The sequence below is a fragment of the Daejeonella sp. genome (assembly GCF_030695525.1).
Lineage (GTDB): Bacteria > Bacteroidota > Bacteroidia > Sphingobacteriales > Sphingobacteriaceae > Daejeonella.
The window spans coordinates 29,819-50,035 of the sequence record NZ_JAUYSS010000054.1 but is presented as its reverse complement, the minus strand read 5'-3'; the positions used below and the strand labels follow the sequence as shown (position 1 = coordinate 50,035).

Sequence of the window (20,217 nt, the reverse complement as noted above, 5' to 3'; positions counted from 1 at the left end):
GATTGGTTTATTTAAAATAAAATACCCTTTTAGGAGGATTTAGGGTCTATGGAACCATTAAGTAACAGGAAAAAAGTTTTAGAACAGAAACCAATGAATTTCTGGGAGCGATTATACCTTCCTGCAATTTTTCAGGGTATGGGAATAACTTTCAGGCACATGTTCAAAAAGAAGGAAACTATTTTTTATCCTGAGGTAGAACGCGAGTTTTCGGAGAACTGGAGAGGGATGCATTCATTGAAGAGGGATGAACAAGGCCGTGAGCGTTGTACTGCATGCGGACTTTGTGCGCTTTCCTGTCCTGCAGAAGCAATTACAATGATTGCTGCAGAACGTCAGAAAGGTGAAGAAGCTTTATATCGGGAAGAGAAGTATGCAGCTGTTTACGAGATTAATATGCTGCGCTGTATTTTCTGCGGATTATGTGAAGAAGCTTGTCCGAAAGAGGCAATCTATCTGGATGGTCCTATTGTCCCTGCTGATTATCTGAGGAAGGATTTCATCTATGGTAAAGACAAATTGGTTGAAGAGCCCATGAAGGTTCAGCAAGACTAAGTTTTTGTAATTGAGGCAGCCGGGATCTGTAAATATTTCGGTAGAAATTATACCTTTGCCCAAAATAGGAGCAAAGATTAAATTATCTTATTAATGAGTATATCTCTTTTTTATTTTGTTGCTTTCTTAACCATATTCTTCTCACTTCTGGTGATATTTTCGAAGAATCCGGTGCATAGCGTGCTTTATCTCATCGTCACATTTTTTACGTTTACGCTGCACTATATCATGTTGAATGCACAGTTCCTTGCTATTGTGAACTTTATAGTTTACATGGGTGCAATTATGGTTCTGTTCCTGTTTGTCCTCATGCTGCTTAATCTTAATGAGGGTTCAATCGGTTCTAAATCCAATCTTCTTAAAATGGTTGGTGTAATTGCAGGTATGTGCCTGATCATAACATTGGTTGGTTCTGTAAAAGCATTAAATGATTCTGATCCATTAATTCTGCAAACCCAGGATCTGGGTCTTGTAAAAAACCTGGGTAAGGTTTTGTTCAGCAAATTCCTTTTGCCATTTGAGTTATCGTCAATACTCTTACTTTCTGCGATGGTCGGGGCGGTTCTATTAGCTAAAAAAGATATTAAACAGGGATAGGTCATGGAAAATTTAACTCAGTCAATTCAAGGCGTTCCTTTAAATCACTATATCCTTCTAAGCACGATTATTTTTGCAATAGGTGTAATAGGGGTCTTGATCCGTAGAAATGCAATCGTAATTTTCATGTCAATCGAATTGATGCTCAATGCTGTGAATCTGTTGCTTACTGCCTTCTCAGTTCATCATAATGATCCTGCGGGGCAGGTATTTGTATTTTTTATAATGGCATTGGCAGCTGCTGAAGTGGCAATTGGTCTGGCCATCATTGTAATGATTTACCGGAACACGAACTCCACGGATGTAAATATTTTGAATAAGCTTAAGTGGTGATCCTCGCTGAGGATCAGCCTGCCTTTGGGCGGCCGGGGATGATCGCTTAAACAAAATGATAATTAGAATATAATAATGATAAATTTAGTCTGGTTAGTTCCTTTATTCCCTCTTTTGGGTTTCCTCATCAATGGATTAGGCCGCAATACCCTGCCTAAAGCTATTGTTGGATTTGTAGGTTGCCTTACAGTACTTGCTTCTTTTGCGGTTAGTTTGGGAATATTCTTTGAACTGAATTCAGCAGAAACAAAATCTTTCATAATTCCAATTTTCGATTGGATAAGTGCAGGAAATGTGAAGATTCCTTTTTCTTTTCTGGTTGATCCCCTCAGTGCATTAATGCTGCTGATTGTAACAGGAATTGGATTTCTTATCCATGTATATTCAACCGGATACATGCACCATGATGCAGGCTTTGCCAAATTCTTTTCCTACCTGAATCTGTTCATATTTTTCATGCTCCTATTGGTGCTTGGTTCCAATTATGTCGTCATGTTTATTGGATGGGAAGGCGTGGGTTTATGCTCTTATCTGCTTATTGGATTCTGGTTCACCAATTCATCGTATGCAAGTGCTGCAAAAAAGGCTTTTGTGATGAACCGTATCGGTGATTTAGGCTTTTTGATTGCTGTCTTCCTGATCTTCACCACTTTCAATAGTGTCGAATTCTCCAGTGTTTTTCCTCAGGCTGCAGATATGGCTTCAGGAGATTCAGTTCTGATTCTGATTACGGCTTTATTATTTGTCGGTGCAATCGGAAAGTCGGCTCAAATTCCATTGTTTACCTGGTTGCCTGATGCGATGGCCGGGCCAACTCCAGTATCAGCCCTGATTCATGCTGCGACAATGGTTACTGCGGGTATCTACATGATTGCACGTTCTAATATATTATTTACACTGGCTCCTGAAACTTTGGGAGTGGTAGCCATTATCGGTCTTGCAACGCTCTTCCTTGCAGCCGCTATTGCTGTAACTCAGACAGATATTAAAAAAGTTTTGGCTTATTCAACTGTATCTCAGTTGGGATATATGTTCCTCGGATTAGGAGTTGGAGCATATACTGGTGCATTCTTTCATGTAATCACTCATGCATTCTTTAAGGCATTACTCTTCCTTGGTGCAGGATCTGTTATTCATGCGATGAGCAATGAACAGGATATGCGAAACATGGGTGGACTTAAAAAGAAATTACCTGTTACTTACCTGACAATGATGATCGGAACAATTGCGATCGCCGGACTTCCTCCTTTTTCAGGATTCTTTTCAAAGGATGAGATACTAGCGCACGTTTATGAAAACAACAAACTCTTCTGGCTGATTGCTGTTATTGGTGCGATGTTTACAGCATTTTATATGTTCAGGATGATGTATTTGACATTTAACGGGATGTTCAGGGGTACAAGCGATCAGGAAAACCATTTACATGAATCACCGACATCAATGACGGTTCCTTTAATAATTCTGGCAATCCTATCAGCTTTGGGCGGATTAATTGGAATTCCAGCAGTATTTGGCGGTGGGCACTGGCTGGCGGGTTTCCTTGCCCCGGTTTTTGAAACATCAGCTTCTAAATCAGCTCAACTCAGCTTAGATCATACCACAGAATACATTCTTATGGCTGTTTCTGTTGGAGCTGCAATTATTGCGATGCTTTATGCCTATAGCCGTTACGTAAAACAAGCGCATATTCCAGCTGATGAAATTACAGGACGCAAGGGACTTGCGCGCCTGTCATATAACAAGTTTTTTATAGATGAGATCTATGATACGCTGATTTCACGTCCATTAAATACATTGTCCGTTTTCTTCTTCAGAACTATTGATAAAGCAGGTATTGACGGCCTGGTGAATGGTTTTGGTAAGGGAGCTGTCGAAGCAAGTAAAACTTTCAGATTACTTCAATCTGGTATGGTTGGCTTTTACATTTTCATGATGGTGGCAGGAATTATAGCCTTACTGGCCTATAGTATGTATAAAATTTAATATTAAGGAGTAGAACAATTTAAATGGAAATCTTACTGTTACAAATTTTTATTCCGCTTATAGCTGCACTGGTCATCCTCCTTTCAAGCAGAACAATTGTGAAAGGGCTTGCAGGTGTATTGTCTTTATTATCACTGGCAATTACTTTTTATTTGTATCTGAATTTTGTTCCGGATGCCAGCACCCAGTTTCTGGTTGACCTGGCCTGGATTCCTCAGTTCGGGATACATTTTAAGGCAGGGGTGGATGGGATAAGTATGTTACTATTAATTTTAACCAATCTCCTTATTCCGATAATTATATTATCAAGTTTTAAACATGATATGAAGAATCCCAATGCATTTTATGCACTGATATTCTTCATGCAGACTGGATTATTGCTTGTTTTTACAGCTTTAGATGGGTTTTTGTTTTATATCGGATGGGAAACAGCCTTAATACCAGTTTATTTCATTTGTGCACTATGGGGTGGAGAGAACCGTATAAAAGTTAATTTAAAATTCTTCATTTACACAATTGCAGGAAGTTTATTGATGTTACTGGCAATTATCTACCTGCATTTACAAACTCCTGGCAATAGCTATGATATAGCAGAGTTTTACAAGCTTGAACTTGATTCGGTAACTCAGGCATGGATATTCTGGGCATTCTTTATTGCCTTTGCTATTAAAATGCCGGTATTTCCATTCCATACCTGGCAACCTGATACGTATACTGAAGCTCCAACTGCCGGAACTATGTTACTTTCAGGTATCATGCTGAAGATGGGAATTTATGGAGTTTTACGCTGGTTAATTCCTGTTGCGCCTCTCGGTTTTGATGCATGGGGAGAAACGGCATTAATCTTGTCGGTAATAGGGGTGGTTTATGCATCAATAATTGCATTTACTCAGAACGATATTAAACGCCTGATTGCCTATTCATCAATCGCACACGTCGGACTAATCTCAGCTGGTATTTTTGCCTGGAATCTTCAGGGTCTGCAGGGAGCAATGATACAAATGCTTAATCATGGAATAAATGTGGTGGGGATGTTCTTCATTGCAGATATTATCATCCGCAGGATGAATACACGCGATATGGCTCAGATGGGCGGAATAGCAAAACCTGCACCGGTTCTGGCTATTACTTTCCTTATTGTATTATTGGGAACTGTAGCCTTACCACTTACGAATGGCTTTGTTGGAGAATTTCTGTTATTAATGGGCGTTTATAATCACAATCTCTGGATGGCTGCTATTTCAGGTTTAACCATCATTTTCGGCGCAGTTTATATGCTCCGAATGTACCAAAAGGTGATGCTGGGGCCTGTAAATTCGAGTACTACGATTTTTAAAGATCTGGATGGAACAGAAAAATCAGTTTTACTGATTATTTCAGCACTGGTGATTTTAATTGGGGTTTACCCTCAACCAATCCTGCATATTTCAGAAGCAGCAGTAATTAACCTGTTAGATCAGGTCAATCAAAAAATATTAGTTAAATAAAAGCATGAACGCATTAATAACCCTATCTGTTTTAGCCATTCTGGTTCTTTACTTAGGCTTGTATAAGGCAAAAAATGCTTTACTGCCTGTTACTTTGCTAGGCTTAGCGGCCGGACTTGTTTTCGCTTTACTTGAGTGGAACTCGGGTGCAGGACCGATTTACAGTGGAATGATGCAGTTTGATAATTTTGCAGTGGCATTTACATCGATAGGAATTGTTTCAACAATGCTGATCTTGCTGATATCCAAAGATTATTTTGAACATATCAGCGATAATGTCGCAGAGTATTATGCAATCATGCTTTTCGCTCTGATTGGTATTCTGGTTATGGTGTCATTCAATAACCTCTCTATGCTGTTTATCGGCATAGAAATTATGTCAGTGAGTCTTTATATTCTTGCGGGTATCCGTAAAAATGATTTTAAGTCAAATGAGGCTGCTCTTAAGTATTTTCTGACAGGTGCTTTTTCGACTGGATTTTTATTGATGGGTATTGCATTGCTGTATGGAGCTACCGCAAGTTTTGATCTGGGTATGATTAAGGATTATGTAATTTCCAACCCTGCTCACATTTCACCACTTTTTTATACTGGCCTGATTTTAATGATTATCGGACTTAGTTTTAAGGTAGGCGCCGCTCCATTCCATTTCTGGACCCCTGATGTTTATGAAGGTTCCCCTACTATAATTACTGCTTTCATGAGTACGGTAGTTAAAACCGCTGGATTTGCTGCCTTCTTGCGTTTATTCATGATCTGTTTTGCGCCGCTTCAGGAATTCTGGATGCCTGTTCTGCTGGTAATCGCCCTTTTAACCTTGTTTATTGGGAATGTCACCGCTTTATATCAGCATAGCTTTAAAAGAATGCTTGCATTTTCGAGCATCTCACATGCAGGCTATATGTTATTTGCAATTATTGCTTTAGGACCCGGTTCTGGTAATGCGGTGTTTCTTTATGCCAGTGCCTATTCTGTAGCTTCAATCATTGCCTTTGCCGTGCTTATTCTAGTTAAACGTCAAACCGGATCTGACAATTTTGATAGTTTTACCGGCCTTGCTAAACGAAATCCTTTCATCGCATTTACGCTGACAGTGGCAATGCTTTCTTTGGCAGGAATACCCCTGACTGCCGGCTTCATTGGAAAGTTTATGATGTTCTCAACGGTTATGTCAGAATATCATATCTGGCTGGTAATCCTTGCGGTTGTAAATGCTGTAATTGGGATCTATTACTATTTGAGAGTGGTTGTTGCAATGTATTTTAAATCGGCAGAGCGTTCAGAGATTCAATCATCTCCATACTTTAATTTTGTTCTCGGCTTTTCAGCCCTGCTAACAATTATAGTTGGGGTGTATCCAGGCTTTATATCCAACCTTTTCTAAGTCAAATTCTTCCATAAATATTGTAGCTTTACGCTTATTGATATTATGCACGAATTCTGGGATTATTTTCAACATCTTATTGATCCGGTAAAATTGCTTCGGGAAGGAGGGTTTTACTTACTCCTTTTTGTGGTATTTGCAGAGACAGGTTTATTTTTCGGATTTTTCCTTCCGGGGGACTACCTCCTGTTCCTCGCCGGTATGTTTGTTGCTACTAATAAACTTGATGTATCAATTTATATCCTGATAGTTGGCCTAATTGCAGCTGCAGTTGGTGGTAATTTTGTAGGGTATTGGTTTGGAAAGCGCACCGGACCGGTTTTATATCAGAGAGAAGATTCTTTTTTTTTTAAGAAGAAATATCTCAAAGCTGCTGAAGTTTATTACAGAAAGCAGGGAGCTTTTGCTCTTATCATGGGTAGGTTCATCCCAATTGTCCGGACTTTTGCGCCAATAATTGCAGGGATAGTAAAACTTGATTTTAATAAATTTGCATTTTATAATATATCTGGTGCGATTCTATGGATTTCATCCTTAACTTTGCTCGGATATTATCTTGGCCGAAGTTTTGAGCAAGAGATAAATGACTACCTGTTATACATTATTATCGGTTTCATACTGATAACAACTATACCTTTAATTGTAACCTATTTAAAAAGGAGAATTGAAGGAGACAGGAGCGAAGAAGAGCAAAATACTTAAGCAAAATGAACAAAGACCATCCCTGGCATAACGTTTCTCCTGGTGAAGAAATACCTTCATATGTAAATGCAATTATTGAAATTCCAAAAGGGTCCAAAGCAAAATATGAGATTGATAAAGAGTCAGGCCTGATTAAATTAGACCGTGTGCTTTTTTCATCAGTAATGTATCCGGCAAATTATGGCTTTATTCCACAAACATATTGTGATGATAAAGATCCTTTGGATATATTAGTTTTGTGTTCAGTTGATGTTTATCCAATGTCAATTGTGGAAGCAAAAGTTGTAGGTGTTATGCACATGGTTGATAATGGAGAGCAGGATGATAAAATTATTGCTGTTGCAAGGAATGATATGTCTGTTAATTATATAGAGGACCTGAAAGAATTACCTCCACACACAATGACAGAAATTGTACGGTTTTTTCAGGATTATAAGGCTTTGGAACGCAAAAATGTTAGCATTGAACATTTACTTGGAAAAAATTATGCATATAAAGTCATCAAAGAAAGTCTGCAATTATATAAGAGCACATTCTTAAATAAATAACCATCATGGGCCTCGCGCTGTTTTTTACATTTTTCCTTGTTTTTCTTAACGGCTTTTTTGTTGCTGCTGAATTTGCATTGGTTAAGGTGCGTGCTTCACAAATTGAAATTAAAGCCAAAACCGGAAGTCGTGTAGCTAAGATTGCCAAGCACATGACACAGCATTTGGATGGTTATCTTGCCGCAACACAGTTAGGTATTACACTTGCTTCATTAGGATTGGGTTGGGTTGGGGAAGAAGTAATGACTGATATTGTCAGTAAGTTCTTCAATTTTATAAATATAGACATGTCTTCTTCGGTGGCAACCAATATTGGTCATGTTCTCGCCTTTGCGATTATTACAGTTTTACATATTGTATTTGGTGAACTGGCTCCAAAATCACTTGCCATTCAGCGGCCGATTGGTACAACCATGGGTATCGCTTTACCTCTTCATTTCTTTTATATAGTGTTCAGACCCTTTATCTGGCTACTTAACGGATTTGCAAATTTTATACTTAAACTTATTGGTATAACGACAGTAGGAGGTCATGATGCTCACCATAGTTCTGAAGAACTGCAGTATCTGCTTGATCAGGGGAAAGAGAGTGGCGCACTCGAAACCAATGAACACGAATTGATAAAGAATGTATTTGATTTCAATGATCGTGTTGTGAAGAATATCATGGTACCAAGAACCAAGATTTCTGGCATCGAGCTGAATACGCCCCACAAAGAAGTTCTGGATATAATTATTCGGGAGGGATATTCCAGGATACCTGTTTATGATGAAACAATAGATAAAATTGTAGGAATCGTTCACGCTAAGGATATTCTACCTCTTTTAGCGCAAAATAAAGAGTGTGTTCTTAGAGAGATTATACGTACACCTTATTTCATTCCTGAAACTAAAAAAATTAATGATCTTCTAAGTGAGCTGCAGTTGAAACGTATACAGATCGCTATTGTCCTGGATGAATTTGGAGGTACAGCAGGTATGGTGACCGCCGAAGATATTGTTGAAGAGCTTGTTGGTGATATTCAGGATGAATACGATGAGGAAAAGCCAATTGTTGAAAAAGTATCTGCAAATGAATTTATAATCGATGCCACGGCTTCCATTTATGATGTAAATGAATACCTTCCGCATGATCTTCCGGAAGATGGTGACTATGATACTGTCGCAGGTCTTGTTAGTGAGATTTTTGGAAAGATACCGGATGTTGGGGAAGCCAGTGAATTTCATGGATATGTTATTACTATCTTAAAGAAGGCCGATCAGAATGTTGAATCTGTTAAACTTGAATTAGTAATTAACAGTGAGGATGCAGTGGATATTCATTAATCCGGAGGTCTTTCCATGCATATTTTCTATACACCTGATATAAATTCTGATACTTATATCCTGAGTGAAGAGGAGAGCAAACATTGCATCAAAGTTTTGAGGTTCCAGAAAGGAAGCTTGCTTAACCTGGTTGATGGGAAGGGTGGCTTTTATGACGCAATTGTAGATGAACCCCATCCTAAAAGAACCAGGATAGTTATCCAGCGTGTTCAGAAAAATTTTGGAAGGAGGAACCACTACCTTCACATTGCTATTGCACCCACCAAGAACATTGAGCGACTGGAGTGGTTCCTTGAAAAAGCTACTGAAATTGGAATTGACGAGATTACACCGATCATTTGCGACCGGTCAGAACGTAAAGATGTGAAAACGGAGCGACTAAACAAGGTAATTACCACTGCGGTTAAACAATCAATTAAAGCATTTCATCCAAAGTTAAATGAAGCAGAACGCTTTTCTGAATTTATTCTGAGAAGTCAGAATACCAATAAATATATTGCTCATTGCATCGAAAGTAAAAAATCGGTGATTAAAGATCAATTCAAACTCAATTCTGATTATATTGTAATGATAGGCCCTGAGGGAGATTTTACTTCCCACGAAGTTGATGCGGCTATGAAGCAAGGTTTTATTCCTATAAGTCTTGGAAATTCGAGATTAAGGACTGAAACTGCTGCTTTGGAGGTTTGTTTCGAAATTAATTTTTTAAACAGATGAAACATTTAAAGAGTGCTATCTCTGGGATTATTTTTTTTCTTTTTTTAGGAATATTTTTCTCATTCCAGGCTCCCACTTATAAGATGGCCAAGATGAAATATAATGGGGGCGGGGATTGGTATGCTAACCGGACAGCCCTTCCCAATCTGATCAGATTTTGCAATAAAAATATAGGGACTAATTTTGATAAAGAAGAGGCAATAGTGGAGGCCGGAAGTATAAATCTGTTTAATTATCCCTTTGTTTATCTGACAGGACATGGTAATATTGTGTTCTCTGATCAGGAAGCTCTGAATATCCGTAAGTATTTGACAGGTGGTGGATTCTTGCATATTGATGATAATTATGGATTAGATCAGTTTATTCGCCCCCAAATGAAGAAAGTATTCCCGGAGCTTGATTTTGTAGAGTTACCATCTAATCACATACTTTACAATCAGAAATTTAAATTTCCAGCCGGTCTTCCAAAGATTCATGAACATGATGGTAAACGTCCTCAGGGTCTTGCACTAATTTATAAAGGAAGAATAGTTTGTTATTATACTTTTGAATGCGATCTTGGTAACGGATGGGAGGATGCAGGAACATATGCCGGCGATTCTGAAGATACCCGCCAAAAAGCGCTAAAAATGGGCTCAAATCTGATTCAGTACGCATTAACTCAATAGTGTATGCTTAAAGTAAAAGTAAATGATAAGTTCAGTTTTGAAGTTAATTCAGAAAGGGATATTACGAAGATAAATAGTCGGGTCATTAAGGCAGACATAGTCAGAATTAATGATCGAACCTACCATGTAATTCACAATGGGAGATCTTATAATGCAGAACTCATTTGTATAAACAGGGATGAAAAATCATGTTCTATTAAGGTTGGTACGAATATTTACTCGATGCAAATGTCTGATCAGTTTGATGAGCTTCTGCATCAACTGGGAATGGATAATTTAAAATCTACCAAGGTCCCGGAGGTTAAAGCTCCAATGCCTGGTTTGGTGATCCGGGTTCTGGCTTCCGAAGGTGATGAAGTGGAGAAAGGGGGTAATTTGTTTGTACTCGAAGCGATGAAAATGGAGAATATCATAAAGGCTCCTGCCGATGTTAAAATAAAATCAATAAAAGTTAAACCCGGCGATAAGGTCGAAAAGAATCAAGTTGTGATGGTCTTTTCCTGATCCTGAAACCTCATTTGATTATAATTGAATAATTCGCTGTTTTCCTGGAATAATATTTCTTCCCGCAAATAAATATTGTTTATTTTCAAACATATTTAAGCCCAATTAATTAGAAATAGTCCTGATGGCAATAGAAATAAAAACCAAGGGTGAACTTTATGATGTTTGTATCGTAGGTTCCGGTGCCGGTGGTGGAATGGCGGTGAAAGTACTAACTGAAGCCGGACTTAAAGTGGCATTGCTCGAAGCAGGCCCCGATTATGACCCTGCAAATCCTGAACAGAAAACCCAGCTTAAATGGCCTTATGAATCACCCCGCAGAGGCGCCGGTACAAACCGTGCTTTTGGTGATTTTGATGCGGCTTATGGTGGATGGGAAATTGATGGGGAACCTTACACAAAAAAGAATGGAACTGAATTCGACTGGTTCAGATCGCGTATGCTTGGCGGAAGGACCAATCATTGGGGAAGGATTTCCCTTCGTTTTGGTCCGAAAGATTTTAAACGGTATGATTTCGATGGTTTGGGAGATAACTGGCCCATAGGATATGATGATGTAAAGCCATATTACGACCGTATTGATAAAATGATCGGTGTTTTCGGTACCAAAGAAGGAATTTATAACGAGCCGGATGGCTACTTTCTTCCGCCACCAAAGCCAAGACTTCATGAGTTGATGATTAAGAAGGCTGCAAATAAGATTGGAATCCCGGTCATTCCTTCCAGGCTTTCAATTTTAACCCGTCCGGTAAATAATGACCGGGGTTCATGTTTCTTTTGCAACCAGTGTAATCGCGGCTGTTCAGTACATGCTGATTTTTCATCTTCAACCTGTCTGGTTAAACCCGCAAGAAAAACCGGCAATGCTGATGTCTATGTCAATGCCATGGCACGCGAAGTTCTTACCGATCGTGAAGGTAAAGCCACCGGTGTATCCTATGTAGATAAAACAGATATGCAGGAATACCAGGTAAATGCAAAAGTTGTTGTTCTTGCAGCAAGTGCCTGTGAATCTGCGAGATTATTATTGAACTCAAAATCAAGTGCACATCCAAATGGACTCGCCAATTCAAGCGGAATGGTGGGTAAGTACCTCCACGATTCTACCGGGGCATCACGTGGCGCATTTATCCCTCAGTTGATGGATAGGAAACGTTATAATGAAGACGGTGTAGGAGGCCTCCATCTCTATATTCCATGGTGGCTTGATAATAAAAAACTTGATTTTGCCCGCGGCTATCATATTGAATTCTGGGGCGGACTGGGTATGCCTTCATACGGTTTCGGTTTTGGGATCGAAAGAATGAATGGTATGTATCCCGGAAAGGATGGAAAGATGAAGGCTGCAGGGGGTTATGGAGCCTCTTTGAAAGATGATTATCGCAGATACTATGGTTCAACTGTTGGATTTGCCGGTCGCGGAGAGAGTATCCCCAGAATAGAGAATTATTGTGAAATTGATCCTGAAGTTGTAGATAAATATGGAATTCCTGTCTTGAAATTTAATTATAACTGGACTGATCAGGAGGTAAAGCAAGCCAAACATATGCAGGATACTTTTGAGGAAATTATCGATTCAATGGGAGGCGTTGCGAGTGGGGTAAAACCAGGAGCGGATAAGAAGTATGGCCTGGAAGCACCCGGAAGGATTATTCACGAAGTTGGAACAACCCGGATGGGTAATGACAAGAATAAGTCGGTGCTAAATAAATACAATCAGGCCCATGACGTAAAAAACCTCTTTGTAGTTGATGGCGGTGCATTTGTTTCTCAGGCTGATAAAAATCCAACCTGGACTATTCTTGCACTCTCCTTACGCGCTTCGGAGTATATCGTTGATCAGTTAAAAAAGCAAAATATTTAATCAGATGAACAGAAGAGATTCACTCAAAGCGCTGGCTGTTGGAACAGTGAGCGTCGGTACACTACTCACATCCTGCGATAAAAAAGAAGGAACACAATCTTCCGGAGAAGAAAAGACCGTGGTATATGGCCGTACACCTGAAGAAAAGCTGATTGATGAAAAGCTGATGGCCGAAAAGTTCTTCAGTGCAGCTGAAATGGGTACAATTACCATTTTATGCGATATCATCATCCCACGCGACGAAAATTCGGGGAGTGCAAGTGAGGCTAAAGTGCCTGATTTTATTGAATTTATCGTAAAAGATCAGCCCCGGTATAAGATTCCGATGAGAGGTGGTTTGAAATGGCTGGATGTGAAGTCGCTTAAACTTTTCAAAAAATCATTTACTGAGGCTACTAAAGCACAACAGATTGAACTTGTTGAACTCATCGCGTTCCCTGAGAAAGCAGCTCCTGAGAATGCTGCAGGAGTAAGTTTCTTCAATACCATGCGTAACCTGACAGCTACCGGATTTTTTACAAGTAAAGAAGGTATTGAAGATATGCAATATAAAGGAAATCAACCTAATGCATGGGATGGGGTTCCCGATGATGTATTGAAGCAATATGACCTTGAATATGATGAAAAGACTCTTGCCGAGTGTCTGAAGGCTGAGGATCGGGGGAAAATTATGACCTGGGATAGTTAACCTATTGCGTTTGGTTCCTAATTTTCTTTAATAAATCAAGGATTGAATCTGCATTAATATGAACATGTTTTAATGGTCATATTCAGTTAATGTAATGTTCATATTAACTAAGTTCTTTTACGGAATGAAGTATTAACAATTTCTTGTTTTTACCCAAAAGAAATACATTTTCGCTATGATTATTATAAAAAAAAGCCCTGGGTTATTCATGCCTACCCTATTGATTATCTGTTTGTTGTTGCTATCTAATAAGGGCATAAGCCAGACAGTTCCTAATAGTCAAGACCCTTCAAAAGTACTCCTGCCAAATGGCTGGTCATTAAGTCCGGCCGGGCGATCAATTCAATTGGGTGATCTCCCACTGAATATTCAGATCTCTGAATCTCAAAGATTGATGGCCGTAACTAATAATGGACAGAGCAAACACAGTATACAATTGATTGATCCGCAAGGCGAAAAAATACTGCATGAACAGCCTATCGGGAAGGCATGGTATGGACTTAAGTTCAGCGCAGATGAAAAGAAGTTATATGCATCTGGTGCAAATGATAATATAATATTGGTTTATCAAATAGTCAATAGAAAATTAACGGCCGCAGATACACTTGTATTGGGCAAGCCCTGGCCGGTCGAAAAAATTGGTCCAACTGGCTTAGAGGTTGATGATGCCGGCAAACGACTTTATACTGTAACCAAAGAAAATAATTCACTTTACGTTTTTGATCTTTCAACAAAGAAACTTTTGCACAAAGTTAAGCTTGGCGCAGAAGCATACGATTGTTTATTATCACCTGATAAAAGCAAGCTATACATCTCTTTGTGGGGTTCAGATAAACTCGCGGTTTATGATACGAAAACCAACCGTGTTACTGCAGAGATATTTACCGAGAACCACCCCAATGAAATTATTCAAAACAGGAACGGTAAATATCTATTCGTAGCAAATGCAAATGATAATTCAGTTTCTGTTATCGATACCCAGGCTGGTAAAGTTATTGAAGTAATCTCCACCGCACTTTATCCAACCAGGCTGACAGGTTCAACAACCAATGGTCTTGCACTTTCAGAAGATGAAAAAACACTTTATGTGGCAAATGCTGATAATAATTGTCTTGCAGTTTTTAATGTTTCCAAACCAGGGAAAAGCAGTTCGAAAGGTTTTATTCCTACAGGATGGTACCCAACTAACGTTCGGGTAGCCGGAAAAAAGATATTTGTTTCAAATGGAAAAGGTTTCAATTCAATGCCTAACCCATACGGTCCTCAACCTGTAAAAAAGACCGATAACAGTGGCTTACATACCGGTATCACTGAGCAAAGGGAAGTACAGTATATCGGATCGCTGTTTAAAGGAACGCTTTCGATTATCGATCAGCCGGATGATTCAAAACTGGACTCTTATTCAAAACAGGTTTATGCCAATACTCCTTATAACAAGCAAGCTGAAACTCTTTCAAAGGGTCTTAAAGATAATCCTGTGCCCAATATTCAGGGGGGTAAATCGCCAATTAAATATGTTTTTTATGTGATCAAGGAGAATCGTACTTATGATCAGGTTTTAGGAGATATGAAGGAAGGTAACGGAGACCCCGGACTTTGTATTTTCCCCGAGAGAGTAACACCTAATCACCATGCTTTAGCAAGGGAGTTTGTTTTGCTTGATAATTTCTATGTGGATGCCGAAGTAAGTGCAGATGGACATAACTGGAGTACGGCAGCTTATGCAACCGATTATACCGAGAAAACATGGCCCACCAGTTATGGCAGTAGGGGTGGTACCTATGATTATGAGGGTAGCCGCAAAATTGCCTATCCCCGGGATGGGTATATCTGGGATTATTGCAAGCGTGCAGGAATCAGTTACCGTAGTTATGGACAATTTGTGACCAAGGATGGCCCAACTACAGAGTCGCTTATTGGTAATATTGCAACAAAATTTGCACCCTATAATCTGGATATAAAGGATATTGACAGGATCGTTGCATTTAAATCTGATTTCGATTCATTGCTTGCAATCAATTCAGTGGCACAGTTCAATACTATCCGGATAGGGAATGATCATACCAGTGGACAAAGGATAGGAAAACTAACTCCTACAGCACAGGTGGCAGATAATGATTTAGCATTAGGGCAGCTTGTGGAACATATTTCAAACAGCAGTATCTGGAAGGAATCTGCAATTTTTGTTCTTGAAGACGATGCACAGAATGGTCCAGATCACGTAGATGCACACCGCTCACCTGCATTTGTAATTAGCCCTTATACCAAACGGAATTCAGTAAACAGTAATATGTATTCAACATCGGGCATGCTCAGGACAATGGAGCTGATATTGGGTTTACCTCCAATGAGTCAGTATGATGCTGCAGCTGTTCCACTTTCTGAATGTTTTACCTCAATACCCGATTATAGGCCATACAAGGTGAAGCCATCTAATGTTGATTTAGAACAGCGCAATATGGTATGGAATAAGAGTGCAGAGCGATCTCATGAGTGGAATTTCGCGAGAGAAGATGCCGCTCCTGATCTGGATTTAAACGAGGTGGTTTGGAAATCAGTTATGGGCGAAGATTCTGTAATGCCTGCTCCGCGCAGAAGTGCATTTCTAAAGCTGGAGCAAAAAATGAATGCTGATGACTAATTATCGCTAAACCATTAAACCATTTCTACTTTCTTTAATTCATTAATTATGGCGAGAATTTTATTTTTTCTGTCAATGGTATTTCTTTCCGGAAATCTTTCCGGTCAGAGTATTAAAGGGAAAATATATTCACAGAATACAAAAGACGCTTTGATTGGGGTGAGCATCAGGCTTGAAGGTGCAAGCTCAATAGGAGCAGCGTCAGATGAGATGGGAGTATTTAGTTTTCAGAACATACCTCCAGGCAAATACATAATTAAAGCTAGCTATGTTGGTTTTGAGCCGTATCAATCTACAGTGATTCTGGATAATGAGGATCTCACTCTTGAATTATTCCTTATTTCCAAATCGGGTTCCCTTCCTGAAGTTCAGATTTTATCCGCCTCACGCCGGAATACTTCTTCAGCTAATTTGCCATTTGCCTCCAGTGTATTAAATTTGCCTGCGCAATCTGAAAATATCCCACGCACCATACCTGAATCCTTAAATATTATCCCTGGTGTTTTTGTTCAGAAAACAAACCATGGGGGTGGTTCTCCATTTATTAGGGGTTTAACCGGCAATCAAACTTTGATCCTTATTGATGGCATAAGACTAAATAATTCCACGTTCAGATATGGCCCCAATCAGTACTTGAATACTATTGATCCATTCTCAGTAAATAAGATTGAAGTTCTGAGAGGAAGTGGCTCTGTTCAGTATGGATCTGATGCCATAGGCGGGGTTATACAGATTTTCACAAAGGATCCGGGCTATACAACTGAAAATTCTTTTAAAGGAAGTGTTTCAGGAAGATTTGGGAGTGGTAATATGGAACAAACTGGAAGCACAGAATTGACCTATTCCACCAAGAGAGTGGTTCTTTCAGGAATTTTGGGAGTAAAGAATTTTGGGGATCTGATAGGCGGGGACACTACCGGCAGACAATCACCTTCCGGCTATTCCCAATCGGATGCCAGCCTGAAATTAAAGTTAAAAGTTTCTGAAAATTCCGAACTTATTCTTGCTAATCAGTTTGTACAGCAAAATGATGTTGATGTTTATCATAAGGTTCAACTTGAGAATTTCAACATTAATAAGATGGGGCTTCAGGGTAGAAATCTCAGTTATCTGAAATACAGTATTGATCAGGAATCATCAATTTTCAGAAGGATAGATATTACAGGTTCCTTAAATGCAACTGTTGAAGAACGAAACAGTCAAAAGAACGCTAGTCAGTCTATTGGTTTGGAAAGTGATAAGATTAACACTTCTAATTTGGGCATTGAATTATTCTCGGATCTGAGTAAAAAGTGGACAGTAAACAGTGGTCTGGAATATTACAGAGACAAGGTTAACAGTATCAGGAACACAACAAATACACTGAGTGGAGTACTTACTACACAGAGGGGATTATATCCAGATAATTCAGCGTATTCAAACACTTCGGTTTATTCGCTTCATCACCTTACCCTTGGCCATTTTAATCTTGAAGGCGGATTAAGATACAACTGGTTGCAGGCAAGGATTCCTGATAAGGATCTCGGCCGATTGGAAATTAACCCTGGTGCATTTGTATGGAATACAGGGCTGAATTATTCTGTCGGGAAGCATCATTTATATACCTCATTTAATACCGGATACCGTGCTCCGAATATTGACGATATGGGAACATTGGGTATTGTAGATTTCAGATATGAACTTCCTTCTTATACACTAAAACCTGAAAAAAGTTATAATTCAGAAATCGGTTATAAGTATTTTTCTGAGCATGTTAGTTTTGGTACAGCATTTTATAGAAATCAGCTTAGCGATCTGATTAACAGAGTTCTAACGGGTCAGGTAATTGATGGATATAATGTTTACATGAAGGAAAATACAGAAGATGCGGTAATTAAAGGAGTAGAGGGCTTTGCTGAATTTCAAGTTTCCCAAAATCTGTTCTTTGATTTGTTTACTTCATTTAATCATGGACGAAATATCTCTAAAGGAGAGCCACTGAGAAGAGTACCCCCGTTTAATGGAAATGTTTCAATGAAGTATAAAATGAATAAATTTTATATGAAGGCTGAGTTGGGCTGGGCCGACAAACAAGATCGTCTTGCTCAGGGTGATAAAGATGATAACAGGATTCCTGCAGGTGGAACACCAGGATGGCAGGTTCTTAACATTTATTCAGGATATACATTGAAGAAAGCACAATTACGGTTGAGTGCTCAAAACCTTTTCAATGCCGATTACCGAACTCATGGCAGCGGAATAAATTCAGTTGGAAGAAGTCTTTGGACGAGCCTTTCATTTGATTTCTGACAGCAATTTTGGCTTTAAAAATCAAAAGCCCCAAATGCTGATTATTCGGGGCTTTCTGCTTTTAGCTTTTATCTTTCAGCTTTCCACTTTCAGCTTTCCACTTTCAGCTTCATTATCTTGATTTACTCTGAGCTTTTGATTTAGGCTGGCTAAATTGGGGTTTGCCTTTAGTCATAATTTCAGGCGCACCAACCAGAGTCATAGCAGAACGGAAACCCATTTCTGCACTTGTTTCATCCTGTTGCATAAATCTTCTGGTAGCAGGATTTAGCCAGTAGGCCCTGTCATTCCATGATCCACCTTTATAAACCCTTGAGCGATCATTCACCAGCGTGGTAATTCCGTAAAGGTCTGTTACTACAGTATCCTTATGGCCGCGGAAATCAGGATTGTAGGGTTTACCTGCAATTGCGGATGAATCTATTGCTGTAACATCATTTTGTAGTTCTGACCATTTTTGTTTTTTGCCTGTCTTTGCAGGGTCCTTTATCGGACGACCATATTTATCTTTAGCATAAATACCCTTATCTCTGTCTGATAAGCGTTTATTCACAAATTCATTTCCTCTAAATGGGTTGAAATCATTGAAATCTTCAAAACTTAATTTCCTATAAACATCGGCAGTCCATTCATTGACATTTCCTGCCATATTATATAAGCCGAAATCATTTGGAACATAACTTCTTACAGGAGCAGTTATATCCGCTTTATCATTAAGGTATCCGCCTGTACCCATATTATCACCTTCTCCACGCTTAAAGTTGGCCAGAATCATTCCTTGAGTACGTTTTTTTGGAGACCTTACACCAAGGCCATTCCATGGATAAATCCTGCCGTCGGCAATATTTTCGTATTCAGTGTTTCCTGCCAGGGCCAGGGCTGCATATTCCCACTCTGCCTCGGTTGGTAAACGATAAGGTTGTTTTAATACCCCATCTTCCAATCGTACCGGTCTGACAACCCCTTTTGCATTGGGAGTTGTTCCGGTAGCTACTGCGCTTGGATTTAAATCTTTTTTCATCTTTTTTCCATCAATTCCTTCGCCACGATACTGCCCGTTCAGGTAAATATCGGTATTGAAAGGATCTGCAGATGTTGAAACGGTGGCAGCAGTTCCTGCTTTGCCCGCACCGGCTGTTAGTGTCTTATAATCGATTAAATAACCTTTTGATCGTAAGATCTCTTCGTTAACACGATCGGTTCGCCATTCACAATAGGCATTTGCCTGTTCCCAGGTTACCCCAACTACCGGGTAATCCTGAAAGGCCGGGTGACGCAGATAATTATTTACATAGGGTTCATTATAGGAAAGAGGTTGTCTCCAAACAAGTGTATCTGGCAGTGCATTGTAATAATATTCTGCATCATTGGCATAAGTTCGTCTTATCCAATAAAGATATTCGAGCCAGTCTACGTTTGACACCTCAGTTTCATCCATATAAAAAGAGGCAACAGTTACCCTGCGTCTCACATTATCAAACTCATAACCCAAATCCTGGTTTAAACTTCCGCCCATTACAAAAGTTCCGCCTTCAATTGCGATCAAACCCGGACCCGGTCCAGCCTTCACTTTGCTGTTAACTTCGAAACCACCATTGTACTTATTATTATAAGCCATGCCGGTTTTAGAAGATTGACCCGTCTTTTTATTGCAGGATGATAAGATCCCAAGAAGAATTATGGCAGCTAAAGAATAAATTGAAATTCGTTTCATTACTATTCGATGTAATTGGAGCATATATTTTCTAAAAGTACAAAATTGGACTTATATCCCCAATGGATTTTTTTTTGTCTTAACTAATGTCAGGATATGGCTTTATTGTTCTAACGAAAAAAGTTTGAATAAGGTTACATAACAATATACGTTAAATCATTTTCCAAACGTTTTATAATAAATATTATTTTAATGTACTTTTTAAATATACACTGGTC

Annotated in this window: 17 protein-coding genes; 16 read left to right on the top strand and 1 reads right to left on the bottom strand. The window is 39.2% G+C overall.

Annotation, left to right across the window (positions count from 1 at the left end; genetic code table 11):
• Positions 1-48 precede the first annotated feature (48 nt).
• The 16 genes from Q8S11_RS12775 to Q8S11_RS12700 all read left to right on the top strand — a co-directional run bounded on the left by Q8S11_RS12775 (position 49) and on the right by Q8S11_RS12700 (position 18,285).
• Entirely contained in the window at positions 49-555 is a 507-nt protein-coding gene (locus Q8S11_RS12775; protein WP_305662500.1) for an NADH-quinone oxidoreductase subunit I, read from the top strand.
• Between the two features lie 93 nt (positions 556-648).
• Positions 649-1,152 carry an NADH-quinone oxidoreductase subunit J gene (locus tag Q8S11_RS12770; protein ID WP_305662499.1) on the top strand — a complete coding sequence of 168 codons (504 nt, stop codon included), beginning with the start codon at positions 649-651 and terminating at the stop codon, positions 1,150-1,152.
• A 3-nt stretch (positions 1,153-1,155) separates the two neighbouring features.
• The gene (gene nuoK, locus Q8S11_RS12765) at positions 1,156-1,485 is read left to right on the top strand and encodes an NADH-quinone oxidoreductase subunit NuoK (RefSeq protein ID WP_305662498.1); all 330 of its coding nucleotides are present in this window, start codon (positions 1,156-1,158) and stop codon (positions 1,483-1,485) included.
• Between the two features lie 75 nt (positions 1,486-1,560).
• Positions 1,561-3,468 carry an NADH-quinone oxidoreductase subunit L gene (gene nuoL / locus Q8S11_RS12760; RefSeq protein WP_305662497.1) on the top strand — a complete coding sequence of 636 codons (1,908 nt, stop codon included), beginning with the start codon at positions 1,561-1,563 and terminating at the stop codon, positions 3,466-3,468.
• Positions 3,469-3,491: 23 nt separating this feature from the next.
• Positions 3,492-4,955 carry a NuoM family protein gene (locus tag Q8S11_RS12755; RefSeq protein ID WP_305662496.1) on the top strand — a complete coding sequence of 488 codons (1,464 nt, stop codon included), beginning with the start codon at positions 3,492-3,494 and terminating at the stop codon, positions 4,953-4,955.
• Between the two features lie 4 nt (positions 4,956-4,959).
• On the top strand, positions 4,960-6,339 hold the full coding sequence (locus Q8S11_RS12750; protein WP_305662495.1) for an NADH-quinone oxidoreductase subunit N: 1,380 nt from the start codon (positions 4,960-4,962) through the stop codon (positions 6,337-6,339).
• A 45-nt stretch (positions 6,340-6,384) separates the two neighbouring features.
• The gene (locus Q8S11_RS12745) at positions 6,385-7,041 is read left to right on the top strand and encodes a DedA family protein (protein WP_305662494.1); all 657 of its coding nucleotides are present in this window, start codon (positions 6,385-6,387) and stop codon (positions 7,039-7,041) included.
• A 5-nt stretch (positions 7,042-7,046) separates the two neighbouring features.
• Positions 7,047-7,589: an inorganic diphosphatase gene (locus Q8S11_RS12740; RefSeq protein ID WP_305662493.1), complete on the top strand. Its 543-nt coding sequence runs from the start codon at positions 7,047-7,049 to the stop codon at positions 7,587-7,589.
• 5 nt (positions 7,590-7,594) lie between these two features.
• Positions 7,595-8,914: a hemolysin family protein gene (locus Q8S11_RS12735; protein ID WP_305662492.1), complete on the top strand. Its 1,320-nt coding sequence runs from the start codon at positions 7,595-7,597 to the stop codon at positions 8,912-8,914.
• Positions 8,915-8,929: 15 nt separating this feature from the next.
• Entirely contained in the window at positions 8,930-9,631 is a 702-nt protein-coding gene (locus Q8S11_RS12730) for a 16S rRNA (uracil(1498)-N(3))-methyltransferase (RefSeq protein WP_305662491.1), read from the top strand.
• Positions 9,628-10,299, top strand: a complete 672-nt coding sequence (locus Q8S11_RS12725; protein WP_305662490.1) for a DUF4159 domain-containing protein — start codon at positions 9,628-9,630, stop codon at positions 10,297-10,299. Before Q8S11_RS12730 ends, Q8S11_RS12725 begins: the two co-directional genes overlap by 4 nt.
• A gap of 3 nt (positions 10,300-10,302) precedes the next feature.
• The gene (locus Q8S11_RS12720; RefSeq protein WP_305662489.1) at positions 10,303-10,803 is read left to right on the top strand and encodes an acetyl-CoA carboxylase biotin carboxyl carrier protein subunit; all 501 of its coding nucleotides are present in this window, start codon (positions 10,303-10,305) and stop codon (positions 10,801-10,803) included.
• A 124-nt stretch (positions 10,804-10,927) separates the two neighbouring features.
• Entirely contained in the window at positions 10,928-12,667 is a 1,740-nt protein-coding gene (locus Q8S11_RS12715; RefSeq protein ID WP_305662488.1) for a GMC family oxidoreductase, read from the top strand.
• 4 nt (positions 12,668-12,671) lie between these two features.
• Positions 12,672-13,355, top strand: coding sequence for a gluconate 2-dehydrogenase subunit 3 family protein (locus Q8S11_RS12710; protein WP_305662487.1), 684 nt, complete (start codon positions 12,672-12,674; stop codon positions 13,353-13,355).
• Positions 13,356-13,563: 208 nt separating this feature from the next.
• Positions 13,564-15,996, top strand: a complete 2,433-nt coding sequence (locus Q8S11_RS12705; RefSeq protein WP_305662486.1) for a bifunctional YncE family protein/alkaline phosphatase family protein — start codon at positions 13,564-13,566, stop codon at positions 15,994-15,996.
• 48 nt (positions 15,997-16,044) lie between these two features.
• Positions 16,045-18,285, top strand: a complete 2,241-nt coding sequence (locus tag Q8S11_RS12700) for a TonB-dependent receptor (RefSeq protein WP_305662485.1) — start codon at positions 16,045-16,047, stop codon at positions 18,283-18,285.
• A 112-nt stretch (positions 18,286-18,397) separates the two neighbouring features.
• Here the strand turns inward: Q8S11_RS12700 and Q8S11_RS12695 are convergent, their stop codons facing one another.
• Complete coding sequence (locus tag Q8S11_RS12695; RefSeq protein ID WP_305662484.1) at positions 18,398-19,999, bottom strand: SUMF1/EgtB/PvdO family nonheme iron enzyme; 1,602 nt, start codon at positions 19,997-19,999, stop codon at positions 18,398-18,400.
• Positions 20,000-20,217 lie beyond the last annotated feature (218 nt).

What these genes read in the sequence shown, in the direction of transcription:
- Q8S11_RS12715 (WP_305662488.1), top strand. Translation starts at nt 10,928, where the DNA reads ATGGCAATAGAAATAAAAACCAAGGGTGAACTTTATGATGTTTGTATC.
- Q8S11_RS12700 (WP_305662485.1), top strand. Translation starts at nt 16,045, where the DNA reads ATGGCGAGAATTTTATTTTTTCTGTCAATGGTATTTCTTTCCGGAAAT.
- Q8S11_RS12695 (WP_305662484.1), bottom strand. Translation starts at nt 19,999, where the DNA reads ATGAAACGAATTTCAATTTATTCTTTAGCTGCCATAATTCTTCTTGGG.
- Q8S11_RS12755 (WP_305662496.1), top strand. Translation starts at nt 3,492, where the DNA reads ATGGAAATCTTACTGTTACAAATTTTTATTCCGCTTATAGCTGCACTG.
- nuoK (WP_305662498.1), top strand. Translation starts at nt 1,156, where the DNA reads ATGGAAAATTTAACTCAGTCAATTCAAGGCGTTCCTTTAAATCACTAT.
- Q8S11_RS12740 (WP_305662493.1), top strand. Translation starts at nt 7,047, where the DNA reads ATGAACAAAGACCATCCCTGGCATAACGTTTCTCCTGGTGAAGAAATA.
- Q8S11_RS12730 (WP_305662491.1), top strand. Translation starts at nt 8,930, where the DNA reads ATGCATATTTTCTATACACCTGATATAAATTCTGATACTTATATCCTG.
- Q8S11_RS12725 (WP_305662490.1), top strand. Translation starts at nt 9,628, where the DNA reads ATGAAACATTTAAAGAGTGCTATCTCTGGGATTATTTTTTTTCTTTTT.
- Q8S11_RS12750 (WP_305662495.1), top strand. Translation starts at nt 4,960, where the DNA reads ATGAACGCATTAATAACCCTATCTGTTTTAGCCATTCTGGTTCTTTAC.
- Q8S11_RS12705 (WP_305662486.1), top strand. Translation starts at nt 13,564, where the DNA reads ATGCCTACCCTATTGATTATCTGTTTGTTGTTGCTATCTAATAAGGGC.
- Q8S11_RS12710 (WP_305662487.1), top strand. Translation starts at nt 12,672, where the DNA reads ATGAACAGAAGAGATTCACTCAAAGCGCTGGCTGTTGGAACAGTGAGC.
- Q8S11_RS12720 (WP_305662489.1), top strand. Translation starts at nt 10,303, where the DNA reads ATGCTTAAAGTAAAAGTAAATGATAAGTTCAGTTTTGAAGTTAATTCA.
- Q8S11_RS12745 (WP_305662494.1), top strand. Translation starts at nt 6,385, where the DNA reads ATGCACGAATTCTGGGATTATTTTCAACATCTTATTGATCCGGTAAAA.
- Q8S11_RS12770 (WP_305662499.1), top strand. Translation starts at nt 649, where the DNA reads ATGAGTATATCTCTTTTTTATTTTGTTGCTTTCTTAACCATATTCTTC.
- nuoL (WP_305662497.1), top strand. Translation starts at nt 1,561, where the DNA reads ATGATAAATTTAGTCTGGTTAGTTCCTTTATTCCCTCTTTTGGGTTTC.
- Q8S11_RS12775 (WP_305662500.1), top strand. Translation starts at nt 49, where the DNA reads ATGGAACCATTAAGTAACAGGAAAAAAGTTTTAGAACAGAAACCAATG.
- Q8S11_RS12735 (WP_305662492.1), top strand. Translation starts at nt 7,595, where the DNA reads ATGGGCCTCGCGCTGTTTTTTACATTTTTCCTTGTTTTTCTTAACGGC.